The 12,164-nt window shown below is 71.4% G+C and carries 10 protein-coding genes and 1 pseudogene; 4 read left to right on the forward strand and 7 right to left on the reverse strand.

Annotated features, from left to right (window positions below; translation table 11 throughout):
* On the forward strand, positions 1 to 705 hold a 705-nt coding region (locus AB8Z36_RS11940), incomplete at its 5' end, for a hypothetical protein (protein WP_369213225.1).
* Positions 706 to 755: 50 nt separating this feature from the next.
* Here the strand turns inward: AB8Z36_RS11940 and AB8Z36_RS11945 are convergent.
* A complete protein-coding gene (locus AB8Z36_RS11945) occupies positions 756 to 1,178 on the reverse strand; it encodes a Rieske (2Fe-2S) protein (protein ID WP_369213226.1) in 423 nt (140 codons plus the stop codon).
* A gap of 201 nt (positions 1,179 to 1,379) precedes the next feature.
* On the opposite strand from AB8Z36_RS11945, the gene AB8Z36_RS11950 reads away from it, so the two are divergent.
* Positions 1,380 to 2,306 carry a carbohydrate kinase family protein gene (locus tag AB8Z36_RS11950; protein ID WP_369213227.1) on the forward strand — a complete coding sequence of 309 codons (927 nt, stop codon included), beginning with the start codon at positions 1,380 to 1,382 and terminating at the stop codon, positions 2,304 to 2,306.
* A 69-nt stretch (positions 2,307 to 2,375) separates the two neighbouring features.
* On the opposite strand, the gene AB8Z36_RS11955 is transcribed toward AB8Z36_RS11950, so the two are convergent.
* Both AB8Z36_RS11955 and uvrA read right to left on the reverse strand, forming a co-directional pair.
* The gene (locus tag AB8Z36_RS11955; protein WP_369213228.1) at positions 2,376 to 3,176 is read right to left on the reverse strand and encodes a crotonase/enoyl-CoA hydratase family protein; all 801 of its coding nucleotides are present in this window, start codon (positions 3,174 to 3,176) and stop codon (positions 2,376 to 2,378) included.
* 162 nt (positions 3,177 to 3,338) lie between these two features.
* A complete protein-coding gene (gene uvrA / locus AB8Z36_RS11960; protein ID WP_369213229.1) occupies positions 3,339 to 6,392 on the reverse strand; it encodes an excinuclease ABC subunit UvrA in 3,054 nt (1,017 codons plus the stop codon).
* Between the two features lie 227 nt (positions 6,393 to 6,619).
* Between uvrA and AB8Z36_RS11965 the strand changes: the two genes are divergently transcribed.
* Entirely contained in the window at positions 6,620 to 7,303 is a 684-nt protein-coding gene (locus AB8Z36_RS11965) for a maleylpyruvate isomerase family mycothiol-dependent enzyme (protein ID WP_369213230.1), read from the forward strand.
* Between the two features lie 10 nt (positions 7,304 to 7,313).
* The gene (locus AB8Z36_RS11970) at positions 7,314 to 7,970 is read left to right on the forward strand and encodes an MBL fold metallo-hydrolase (protein WP_369213231.1); all 657 of its coding nucleotides are present in this window, start codon (positions 7,314 to 7,316) and stop codon (positions 7,968 to 7,970) included.
* 34 nt (positions 7,971 to 8,004) lie between these two features.
* Here the strand turns inward: AB8Z36_RS11970 and aroQ are convergent, their stop codons facing one another.
* The 4 genes and pseudogenes from aroQ to AB8Z36_RS11990 form a co-directional block, all read right to left on the reverse strand.
* The gene (gene aroQ, locus AB8Z36_RS11975; protein ID WP_369213232.1) at positions 8,005 to 8,478 is read right to left on the reverse strand and encodes a type II 3-dehydroquinate dehydratase; all 474 of its coding nucleotides are present in this window, start codon (positions 8,476 to 8,478) and stop codon (positions 8,005 to 8,007) included.
* A gap of 50 nt (positions 8,479 to 8,528) precedes the next feature.
* Positions 8,529 to 9,629, reverse strand: a complete 1,101-nt coding sequence (locus tag AB8Z36_RS11980; RefSeq protein WP_369213233.1) for a calcium:proton antiporter — start codon at positions 9,627 to 9,629, stop codon at positions 8,529 to 8,531.
* 45 nt (positions 9,630 to 9,674) lie between these two features.
* Complete coding sequence (locus AB8Z36_RS11985; RefSeq protein WP_369213234.1) at positions 9,675 to 10,670, reverse strand: TerC family protein; 996 nt, start codon at positions 10,668 to 10,670, stop codon at positions 9,675 to 9,677.
* A 277-nt stretch (positions 10,671 to 10,947) separates the two neighbouring features.
* Positions 10,948 to 12,164, reverse strand: a pseudogene (locus AB8Z36_RS11990) (TerD family protein); the annotation flags it as partial.

Raw genomic sequence — 12,164 nt, forward strand, 5'->3', positions numbered from 1 at the left:
GAAATACTCCAGCTCCCCGCGGAGTCACTGATCCGGCTGCACTCCCGGCCGCCCGGCCCCACCGACGACGAACGGCCCACTCCCCGCCCGTACCGCTCCCTGGTGGAGGCGTCGGACGTGCTGCGCGGCCTCCTCGCGGAGCTCGGCCTGCCCTCCGACGGCGGCCTGCACACCATCGGCCACCACGAGCGGGTGCGGATCGGGGCGCGGCGCGAGCTGGCCACCCGGGAGTCGCAGCACATCGTCCGCGCCCACCAGGACGGCATCGACCGCTATGTGGCCATCTACCACGGCGACCCCGGCTGCACCCCGGACCAGGTGCGCGTGCACGCCCTGGAGAACTGCCGCACGGGCCGGGTGCGCTGGCACCAGGAGACCGGGGTGCTGGTCGCGGAGCTGCTCTTCGACGCCCGGCTGCGCACGGGCGACACCCATCTGTTCGGCTACGGGTTCGAGGACGGCACGGCGAGCCCGGCCACCGAGTACCGGCGCGGCTTCCCCTTCGCGGGCGGCCAGTACGTGCTCCAGGTCCGCTTCGACGACCAGGCCCTGCCCGTACGGTGCCACCGCTTCACCCAGCACTCCGCCGCCGCCCCGCGCGTGGGACGGCAGGAACTGACGCTGAGCGGCAGCCACCGCTCGGTGCACCTGGTGGAGCCCCAGGTGCGCGCCGGGCTGTTCGGGATCGCGTGGGACTGGGAGTGATCGCGTGGGACTGGGAGCGCGTGGGACCGGGAGTGAGGCGGGGCGCGGGCTCAGGCCTCCGGGCCCGCGATGATCTTGCCCTTCGCCACCTTCACCGGCAGCTCGGGCAGCGGGTTCACGGCGGGCTCGTGCAGCACCTTGCCGTTCCTGGCGTCGAACTGGCTCCCGTGGCAGTGGCAGATCAGCTTGTGCCCCTCCAGCCTGTTGATCGGACACCGCGCGTGCGTGCAGATCGAGCTGTACGCCTTGTACTCGTCGTCGGAGATCCGGCTGACGACCACGTTCTGGTCCGTGTACAGCTTCGAGGCGCCCACCTTCACGTCGTCGGACGCGCCGAGGTCCACCGGCTCGGTCGGCGCCGAGCGGTTGGCGCCGCCCCCGCCCGAGGAGCAGGCGGTGAGTCCGAGCCCCACGGCCGGGGCGAGAGCTGCGGCCCGCAGCACGGTGCGACGGGCGGGGGACGTGCCGGACATGGTGTCTCCACAGGTCAGGGGCATCGGTGACGGATCAGACCATACCGGTGCCGAGCGCCGCGACCGGGTCGGGCACCAGCGCGCCCGAGTGCCGCCCGTTTGCCGTCACGGGGGCCCGCACGGCCTAGCCTGTGCGGAACGCCGGGCCCGCGTGCCGCGCGGCCCGAGCCCAGCCAAGGCAGCGCCCGGAAGGAACCACCCGTGATCGTCGTCGCCGGAGAGGCCCTGATCGACCTCGTGCCGCAGGAGGCCGGCCGCGCCCCCGGCGGCCGCGCGGTCCTGCCCGACCTCGCGCCCCGCCTCGGCGGTGGCCCGTACAACACCGCCGTGGCGCTCGGGCGCCTCGGCTCCCCCGTCGCGTTCTGCTCGCGGGTCTCGCGCGACGCGTTCGGCGAGGCGCTGCTCGACGGGCTGCGGGCGGCCGGGGTCGGCCTGTCCCACGTGCAGCGCGGCCCCGAGCCGACGGCGCTCGCCGTGGCGTCGATCGGCAAGGACGGCTCCGCCGGGTACTCCTTCTACGTCGAGGGCACGGCCGACCGGCTGTTCACCGTCCCGGAGCGGCTCCCCGACGGCGTACGGGCGATGTCGTTCGGCACCTGCTCGCTGGTCCTCGAACCGGGTGCGAGCGCGTACGAGGAGCTGCTGCGGCGCGCGGCGGCGGACGGGGTCTTCACGGCGCTCGACCCCAACGTACGGGCGGTGCTCATCCCCGACGCCGACGCCTACCGCGCGCGGTTCAAGAGCTGGCTGTCCTCGGTCACGCTCCTGAAGCTGTCGCAGGAGGACGCCGACTGGCTCGGCGGCACTCCCGAGGAGTGGCTGTCCTGCGGCCCGGCGGCCGTGGTGGTCACGCGCGGCGGCGACGGCCTCGCCCTGTACACGCGGGACGGCGCGGAGCTGACCGTGCCCGGTGAGCGGGTCGATGTGGTGGACACGATCGGGGCGGGCGACACGGTCAACGCGGCCCTCCTGCACGGCCTCGCGGAGCGGGACGCCCTCTCGGGGGACGCCCTGGCGGGCCTCGGCACCGAGGGCTGGGAGGCCGTACTGCGCTACGCGGCGCGCGCGGCGGCGATCACCTGCTCACGGGCGGGCGCGGAGCCGCCGTACGCGAGCGAACTCGGCTGAGCGGGGCGGGGGTCCGGCCGAGCCGGAGCGCGGGCTCAGAGGTGTCCGTCGTGCGCCCCGGGCAGGGGCTCAGGGATGTCCGTCGTGCGCCCCGGGCACGGTCCCGGGCCGTTCCTCGAACGCCCCGTGCCGTCCCGCTCCCCCGGCGAACCGTGCCGCGCCCTCCGCGGCCCCGGTCAGCGAGTCCAGGCCGTGCCGCAGCTCCGAGGCCATGGCCTCGGGTTCGGGGAGGCCGCTCTGTTCCAGGGCCGAGAGCCGGTCGTGCCGCAGGCAGAGCTGAGGGAACGCGGCGATCCCGGCGGCGAGCCGTTCCGCCGCGGCGCGTGCGGTGCCGGGCGGGACGGTGCGGTTGACCAGGCCCATGCCGAGCGCCTCGGCGGCGCCGACGGGGCGGCCGGTGAGGATCAGGTCCATGGCACGGCTCTCGCCGATGAGCCGGGGCAGCCGCACCGTGCCGCCGTCGATCAGCGGGACGCCCCAGCGGCGGCAGAACACTCCGAGGACGGCGTCCTCGTCGGCGACCCGCAGATCGCACCAGAGCGCGAGTTCGAGGCCGCCCGCCACCGCGTGGCCAGAGATCGCGGCGATCACCGGCTTGGACAGCCGCATCCGGGTGGGGCCCATGGGCCCGTCGCCGTCCTCCGTCACGTCGTTGCCGTCGGGCGTGCCGATGGCCTTGAGGTCCGCGCCCGCGCAGAAGGTGCCGCCCTCGCCCCAGAGCACGGCGACGGCGGCATCGGGGTCGGCCTCGAAGGCCCGGAAGGCGTCGGCGAGTGCGCGGGCGGTGGGCCCGTCGACGGCGTTGCGCACGGCGGGGCGGGAGAGCACCACGGTGGTGACGGGGCCTTCGCGTTCGATGCGTACCGGCATGGGGGCAAGCCGACCATGCCCGGGGGCCACCGGACAAGGCATCCGCGGCCCCGCGCGTGCGTATACGCGCGTACGTGTGCATACGCGGGAGCGCCCCGCCCCCGGGGTGGGGGCGGGGCGCTCCGGTCGGCGCGGGCTCCGCTGATCGGGCCGAGCCGCGCGTCAGGCCTTGCGGGCCCGCGTCGCCTTCTTCGGGGCGGCGGCCTTCTTGCCGGTGGCCGCCGTCTTCTTCGGGGCCGCCGTCTTCTTGGCGGCGCCCGTCCTGGCCGTGGCCGTCTTCTTGGCCGTGGCGGCGGCGGCCACCTTCTTGGTGGCCCTCTTCGCGGGCTTCGCGGCGGACTTGCGGCCCTGCGAGGGCACCGCGTCGCTGATCCGGTCCGCCGAGATGATCTCCCGCAGGAACTTGCCGGTGTGGCTTGCGGGGACGCCCGCGACCTCCTCGGGCGTGCCCTCGGCGACGACGAGACCGCCGCCGCTGCCGCCCTCGGGGCCCATGTCGACGACCCAGTCCGCGGTCTTGATGACATCGAGGTTGTGCTCGATGACGATGACCGTGTTGCCCTTGTCGACCAGGCCGGAGAGGACCTTGATCAGCTTGCTGATGTCCTCGAAGTGCAGACCGGTGGTCGGCTCGTCCAGGACGTAGACCGTACGGCCGGTGGAGCGCTTCTGGAGCTCGGAGGCGAGCTTGACGCGCTGGGCCTCGCCTCCGGAGAGGGTGGGCGCGGACTGGCCGAGCCTGACGTACCCGAGGCCGACGTCGTGGAGCGTCCTGAGGTGCCGGGAGATGGCGGGCACGGCCTCGAAGAAGTCGAGCGCCTCCTCGATCGGCATGTCGAGGACCTCGGCGATGGACTTGCCCTTGTAGTGCACGTCCAGCGTCTCGCGGTTGTACCGCGCGCCGTGGCAGACCTCGCACGGGACGTACACGTCCGGCAGGAAGTTCATCTCGATCTTGATCGTGCCGTCGCCGGAGCAGTTCTCGCAGCGTCCGCCCTTGACGTTGAAGGAGAAGCGGCCGGGGAGATATCCCCGGACCTTCGCCTCGGTCGTCTCGGCGAAGAGCCTGCGGACGTGGTCGAAGACTCCGGTGTACGTCGCCGGGTTCGACCGCGGGGTGCGGCCGATGGGCGACTGGTCGACGTGCACCACCTTGTCGACGAGGTCGTCGCCCGCCACGCGCGTGTGGCGGCCGGGGACCGACCTCGCGCCGTTCAGCTCGCGGGCCAGGTGGGTGTAGAGGATGTCGTTGACCAGCGTGGACTTGCCGGAGCCCGAGACGCCCGTGACGGCCGTGAGGACGCCGAGCGGGAAGGAGACGTCGATGTCCTGGAGGTTGTTCTCCCGGGCGCCGTGCACCGTGAGCCGTCGGCCCGGGTCGGTGGGGCGGCGCACGTCCGGCACCGGGATGGCCTTCTTGCCGGAGAGGTACTGCCCGGTGACCGACTTCTCGTTGGCGAGCAGCTCCTTCATGGAGCCGCTGTGCACGACCTTGCCGCCGTGCTCGCCCGCCCCGGGGCCGATGTCGACCACCCAGTCGGCCACCTTGATCGTGTCCTCGTCGTGCTCGACGACGATGAGCGTGTTGCCCATGTCGCGCAGGCGCACGAGGGTCTCGATGAGGCGGTGGTTGTCGCGCTGGTGGAGGCCGATGGACGGTTCGTCGAGCACATAGAGCACGCCGACCAGGCCGGAGCCGATCTGCGTGGCCAGGCGGATGCGCTGGGCCTCGCCGCCGGAGAGGGTGCCCGCGGCGCGGTTCAGCGAGAGATAGTCCAGGCCGACGTCGACCAGGAAGCGCAGCCGCTCATTGACCTCCTTGAGGACGCGCTCGGCGATCTTCTTGTCCCGGGCGCCCAGCCGCAGCTCGGCCAGGAAGTCCGCGCAGTCGCTGATGGACATCGCGGAGACCTCGGCGATGGACTTCCCCATGACCGAGACGGCGAGGACGATCGGCTTGAGGCGCGTGCCCTCACAGGTGGGGCAGGGCACCTCGCGCATATAGCCCTCGAAGCGCTCACGGCTGGAGTCGCTCTCGGCCTCGCTGTGGCGGCGCTTGACGAAGGGGACGGCCCCCTCGAAGGCGGTGGTGTACACCCGCTCGCGGCCGTACCTGTTGCGGTAGCGCACCTCGATCTGGGTCTTGTGGCCGTAGAGCAGGGCCTTCTTGGCGCGCTGCGGGAGACCGGCCCAGGGGATGTCGGTGCGGAAGCCGAGGGCGTCGGAGAGGGCGCCCACGAGCCGGGCGAAGTAGTCCTTGGTGTGGCCGTGCGACCAGGGGTGGATCGCGCCCTCGTCGAGCGACTTGTCCTCGTCGGGGACGATCAGCTCGGGGTCGACCTCCATGCGCGTGCCGATGCCGGTGCAGTCGGGGCAGGCGCCGAAGGGCGAGTTGAACGAGAAGGAGCGGGGCTCCAGCTCCTCGAAGGACAGGTCGTCGTACGGGCAGTAGAGGTGCTCCGAGTACATCCGCTCGCGCTCGGGGTCGTCCTCGGGGAGGTCGACGAAGTCGAGCACGACCATGCCCGAGGAGAGGCCGAGCGCGGTCTCCACGGAGTCGGTCAGGCGGCGCTTGGCGGATTCCTTCACCGTGAGGCGGTCGACGACGACCTCGATGGTGTGCTTCTCCTGCTTCTTCAGCGTGGGCGGCTCGGAGAGCTGGATGGTCCGGCCGTCCACCCGCGCGCGGGAGTACCCCTTCGTCTGGAGGTCGGCGAAGAGGTCGACGAACTCGCCCTTGCGCTCGCGGACCAGCGGCGAGAGGACCTGGAAGCGGCTGCCCTCGGGCAGTTCGAGGACCTTGTCGACGATGGCCTGCGGCGACTGCCGGGAGATCGGCCGGCCGCACTCGGGACAGTGCGGCTTGCCGATGCGCGCGAAGAGCAGGCGCAGGTAGTCGTAGACCTCGGTGATGGTGCCGACCGTCGAGCGCGGGTTGCGCGAGGTCGACTTCTGGTCGATGGAGACCGCCGGGGAGAGGCCCTCGATGAAGTCGACGTCGGGCTTGTCCATCTGGCCGAGGAACTGCCGGGCGTACGACGAGAGGGACTCTACGTACCGCCGCTGGCCCTCGGCGAAGATCGTGTCGAACGCGAGCGAGGACTTGCCCGACCCGGAGAGTCCGGTGAACACGATGAGGGAGTCACGCGGGAGGTCGAGCGAGACGTTCTTGAGATTGTGCTCGCGCGCGCCACGGACGATGAGACGGTCGGCCACGCCGGTCCGCACCTTTCTTGAGAGAAGTGACAGGGGCAGAACCCCGTCTTTCACAGAGTAGGGCGAGCCACTGACAACGCCGGGCTGCTTCCCTGGTTCCACAGACACAACAAACCGGGACCTTGAAGAATGCCCGATGCCGTCCTCGACCATATAGCACGTACATTCGATTAGCCCTGTATCCAGGAGCCTTCACCCGGACGTGTGACCCAGCTATCGTCGGGCGCATGATTGATCATGTGCGCGACCTGGCGTCTGTACGTGACGCGACCGACCGGCTGCTCAGCGCAGCGTCGAAACTGAACAACGATTCGACCGCCGAGCCGTCACGGCTCCCGGGCTGGACCCGCGGTTATGTGCTCGCCCACCTCGCACGGAACGCGGACGCCCTGGTCAACGTCCTCGCGGGCCGGCCCATGTACGAGAGCGCGCTCCAGCGTGACGCGGACATCGAGCGCGACGCCCCGCGACCGCTGCCCGAGCAGCTCGACGACGTGCGCGCGTCCATGGCCCGCTTCGAGGAGCGGGCGGCGCTCCCCGCCGACTGGTCCCGCACCGTCACCCTGCGCAACGGCGTCACCGACTCCGCCTCCCGCATCCCGTTCCGGCGCTGGGTCGAGGTGGAGCTGCACCACGTGGACCTCGGCATCGGCTACGAGCTGGAGGACCTGCCGGAGGAGTTCGTCCAGCGGGAGATCTCCTTCCTCACCGCGCGCTTCGCGGGCAGCCCGGGCGTCCCGCCGGTCCGTGTGACGGACGGCACGCACGCGTGGGACACGGGCCGGGAGGGCGACCCCGAAGTCACCGTCTCCGGGTCCGCGGCGGACGTGGTGGGCTGGCTCGCCGGGCGCCGGGACGGCTCCGCGCTGACGGCCGAAGGGGGCCTGCTGCCCTCTCTGCCGCCGCTATAGGGTGACGCACATGACGTACAGCGGAGCGGTGAAGGTCGGCGGACCCGCGGATGTGCACGAGCTGCCGGACCTGATGATCTCGAAGGTCGCGGTCGGGCCGATGGACAACAACGCCTATCTGCTGCGCTGCCGGGCCACCGGCGAGCAGCTCCTGATCGACGCGGCGAACGACGCCGGGACGTTGCTGACCCTGATCGGTGACGACGGCATCGCGTCCGTCGTCACCACCCACCAGCACGGCGACCACTGGCAGGCGCTGGCCGAGGTCGTCGCGGCGACCGGCGCGCGGACGTACGCGGGCCGCGCGGACGCGGCGGGCATCCCGGTGCCGACGGACGTCCTCGTCGACGACGGCGACACGATCCGGGTCGGCCGGGTCGAGCTCACCGCCCGCCACCTGGTGGGCCACACGCCCGGCTCGATCGCGCTGGTCTACGACGACCCGCACGGTCACGCCCACGTCTTCACCGGCGACTGCCTCTTCCCGGGCGGCGTCGGCAACACGCGGAACGACCCGGCGGCCTTCGCGAGCCTCATCGGCGACGTCGAGACCAAGATCTTCGGGACGCTGTCCGACGAGACCTGGGTCTACCCCGGCCACGGCAGCGACACGACGCTGGGCACCGAGCGTCCGCACCTGGCCGAGTGGCGCGCCCGCGGCTGGTGATCCCGGGCGGCGCCGGTGAGCGCGGAGGCCGTGCTCAGGCCTTCGCCGAGACCAGCGCCGCCACCCGCCGCACCGCGAACGCGTACCCCTGGACACCGCATCCCGCGATGACGCCGTCGGCGCGCTGCGAGACGTAGCTGTGGTGCCGGAAGGCCTCCCGCTGGTGGATGTTGGAGATGTGCACCTCCACCACGGGCAGGCCGTCACAGGTGTTGAGCGCGTCCAGGATGGCCACCGAGGTGTGTGAGTAGGCCGCGGGGTTGATGACGATGCCCGCGTGGTGCTCGCGCGCCTCGTGGATCCAGTCGATCAGCTCGCCCTCGTGGTTGCTCTGCCGCAGGTCCACGCTGCCGCCGTACTCCGCCGCCGCCTCGGCGCACAGCGCCTCGACGTCCGCGAGGGTGTCGTTGCCGTAGATCTCGGGCTGCCTGCGGCCGAGGAGGTTCAGGTTCGGCCCGTTCAGGATCATGATCGGCGCGGTGGCGAGGCTACGGGTACTGAGGGTCATGGAGGTGGTCTATCACGCCTCCGCGCACGGGATTCCGCGCGGGGCGGGGGCTACGGCGTGACCGCCAGCTCCAGGTATGCCGCGAACAGCACCAGGTGCACACCGCCCTGCAACGGTGTGGCCCGTCCCGGCACGACCGTGAGCGTGCCGACGACGACGGTGAGGACCAGCAGGATCATGTGGGTCGCGCTCAGGCCGAGCACCAGGGGCCCGGAGAGCCATACGGAGGCGACCGCGACGGCGGGGATGGTCAGCCCGATGCTGGCCATCGCCGAGCCGAGGGCGAGGTTCAGGCTGGTCTGCACGCGGTCCCTGCGGGTGGCGCGCACGGCCGCGATCGTCTCGGGGAGCAGCACGAGCAGGGCGATGATCACGCCGACCACGGCGTGCGGCATCCCGGCGCTCTCCACGCCCGACTCGATCGTCGGTGACACGCCCTTGGCGAGGCCCACGACACCTACCAGGGCGAGGGCGAGCAGCCCGAGGCTGATCAGCGCCTCCCGGGAGGACGGGCCCTCGGCGTGGCTGTCGGTGTCGATGACCTCGCCCCGCTTGGTGATCGGCAGGAAGTAGTCGCGGTGCCGCACGGTCTGGGTCGAGACGAAGAGCCCGTACAGGATGATCGAGGCGATGGCGGCGAAGGTGAGCTGACTGGTCGAGAACTCGGGGCCCTGCTTGGTCGTGGTGAACGACGGCAGGACCAGGCAGAGCGTGGCCAGGGTGGCGACGGTCGCGAGGGCGGCGCCGGTGCCCTCGGGGTTGAAGACGGCGACGCGGTGGCGGAGCGCGCCGACCAGCAGGCAGAGCCCGACGATGCCGTTGCAGGTGATCATCACCGCGGCGAAGACGGTGTCGCGGGCCAGGGTGGAGCTCTTGTCGCCGCCGTCGGCCATGAGGGTGACGATCAGCGCCACCTCGATGATGGTCACCGCGATGGCGAGGACCAGTGAGCCGAAGGGTTCGCCGACGCGGTGGGCGATCACCTCGGCGTGGTGGACGGCGGCGAGCACCGCTCCGGCGAGGACCAGCGTCACCACGGCGACGATGACGCCGGGCAGGTCGCGGCCCCAGGTGAACACGAGCAGGACGACCGCGAGGAGGGGGACCACGGTCGTCCACTGCATGCCGAGCGCCCGGAGCCGAGTGACCATGACTCGATGCTGCCCCGGGCGCCTGGCCGCCGCTACTCGGTCGCGCTACTTGGAACCGGCCGCCGTGGTCTCGGCCGCCTTCTCCTCCGCGTCCTTCGCCGCCTGCTTCCTGGAGGCGATGAGGCTGGTGATCGTGGTGATCACCAGGACACCGCAGATCACCGAGAGCGAGAGCGGGATGGAGATCTCGGGGACGTGCACCCCGGACTCGTGCAGGGCGTGCAGCACGAGCTTCACGCCGATGAAGCCGAGGATCACCGACAGGCCGTAGCTCAGGTGGACCAGCTTCTTGAGCAGTCCGCCGATGAGGAAGTAGAGCTGGCGCAGACCCATGAGGGCGAAGGCGTTGGCCGTGAAGACGATGTACGGGTCCTGGGTGAGGCCGAAGATCGCGGGGATGGAGTCCATCGCGAAGAGCACGTCGGTGGTGCCGATGGCGAGCATGACGACCATGAGGGGCGTCATGACCTTCTTGCCGTTCTTCTTGACGAACAGCTTCGTGCCCTCGTACCGGTCCGAGACGCCGAACTTCTTCTCGACGGACTTCAGGAGGCGGTTCTCCTCCCAGTCCTCTTCCTCCTCATCGGCACGGGCCTCCTGGATGAGCTTCCAGGCGGTGTAGATCAGGAACGCGCCGAAGATGTAGAAGACCCAGGAGAAGTTGGCGATGACCGCGGCACCGGCGGCGATGAAGATCGCTCGCAGGACCAGGGCGATCAGCACGCCGAACAGCAGCACCCGCTGCTGGAGATGGGTCGGCACCGAGAACTTCGCCATGATCAGGATGAAGACGAAGAGGTTGTCCACGGAGAGGGACTTCTCGGTGATGAAGCCCGCGAAGAACTCCCCGGACGCCTGGCTCTCGCCCGCGACCAGCAGGCCGAGGCCGAAGAGCGCCGCGAGGACGATCCAGACGACCGTCCAGATACCGGCTTCCTTGATCGACACGTCATGCGGCTTGCGCCCGATGAAGAAGTCGACCGCGATGAGGGCACACAGACCGAGAACGGTCAGCACCCACATATTCATTGAAACGTCCACTGCGCCTCCGGCGTCGTACGGCTACTGATCAGCGTCGTCGCTGCCGGAGGTCTCTTCCACCCGAGGCGGCCACCGCCGCAGTCGGGCCGACGCCCCGGGACCGATGGCGGTCCGTATTGACGGGTACGTCGCAGCCGGGAGTACTCCCCTCCGCGGATTCCAGAGTACGCGAAATACCAAGGATTGGTAAAGCGGTCGGCAAGTACGAACCAAAAGGCCTGCTCAGAAGGCACCCCGTGTCGCTTTACCGTCATGGGTCACGGGCGGGCCCCGCGCTTCAGCGGCCCCCGGTGCGCCGGGCCGCCGCGACCCGGTCGAGGACCTGCCGCAGTACGTCACTGCCCTGCGGGAAGGCGGGCGGGTCATACGTCCAGGCGTGGCCGACCCACGGGTCGGCGAGATGGTCGTCAGGGACCGGGGTGAGGCGCAGCAGCGCCCGCCACAGGGGGTCGAGCAGCGGGCCGTACTCGGCGGCGTCCTCGCGGTCGGCGACCATCATGAGGTGCACGCCGACGGCCGGGCCCTCGTCGGCCAGATAGCGGAGCCGCGTCACCGCGCGGTCGTCGAAGCCGTGCGGGAAGTCGTTGACGATCAGGAGCTGCTCGGCGACGTCCAGGTCGGCGGGGAGCGCGTCGGCGGCTCCGCCGCGCACCGCCATCTGCACCAGGTCCACGCGCCGGGTGAGCCGGGCGAGCACCTCGGAGACGCCCGCGGCCCCGGTGGCCGGAGGCCCGGCCAGCACGCCCGCCGAGGTGAGCGGGGCGAACGCACCGGCCGCCGCGCCCGCCGCGTCGATGACGTGCACGGAGAACTCCCCGGCCGGATAGACCGCGAGCAGCCGCGCCGCGTGCGCCACCGCGGTGTCCACGGCGAGCCGCCGCAGCTCGGCCGAGTCGGTGAAGGTGTTGGTCAGCGCCTTGCCGCTGTCGATCCACAGGCCACGCTCAAGGGGCAGCCTGACCAGCATCGGAATGCGCAGGTCGATGCGCTCGGGGAGGTGGAGGTCGCCGAGGCGGAGGGCCATCGGGATCTCCATGGGCGCGCGGTAGCCGTGCCAGACCGGGCTGCTCCAGGCCGCGAAGGACGGCGGCAGGGCGGGCTCCACGACATCGGCCTCCGCGGCGAGCTGGGCGAGGTCGCGGTCGAGCGCCGCCCTGGCCTGGCCGACGAGGTCGGCGTGCTTGGCGCGCGCGGTGTCGCGGGCGGCGTCTCCGGCGCCGCCGATGCGGCTGCGGGGGTCGGAGAGGACCTTGTCGAGCTCCTGCTCCATGCGGGAGTCGGCGAAGTCGACGGCGCTGCGGTACGCCGCCGTGGTGCGGGCGAGGTCCTCGAACATGCCCCACACCTGGTTGTAGAGCCGCTCCTCCATCGACCATCCGGTGGCGTCCCCAGCGACGGGCTGGGCTGACTGCCCCGGCTGGGCCGGAAGCGCCGCGGGAGGCGGCGGCGGGGGCGCGGTGGTCCCCCGCCCCGGGTGGGTGTAGTTCACGGGAC

It is taken from the genome of Streptomyces flavofungini (genome assembly GCF_041028215.1).
Lineage (GTDB): Bacteria > Actinomycetota > Actinomycetes > Streptomycetales > Streptomycetaceae > Streptomyces > Streptomyces flavofungini_B.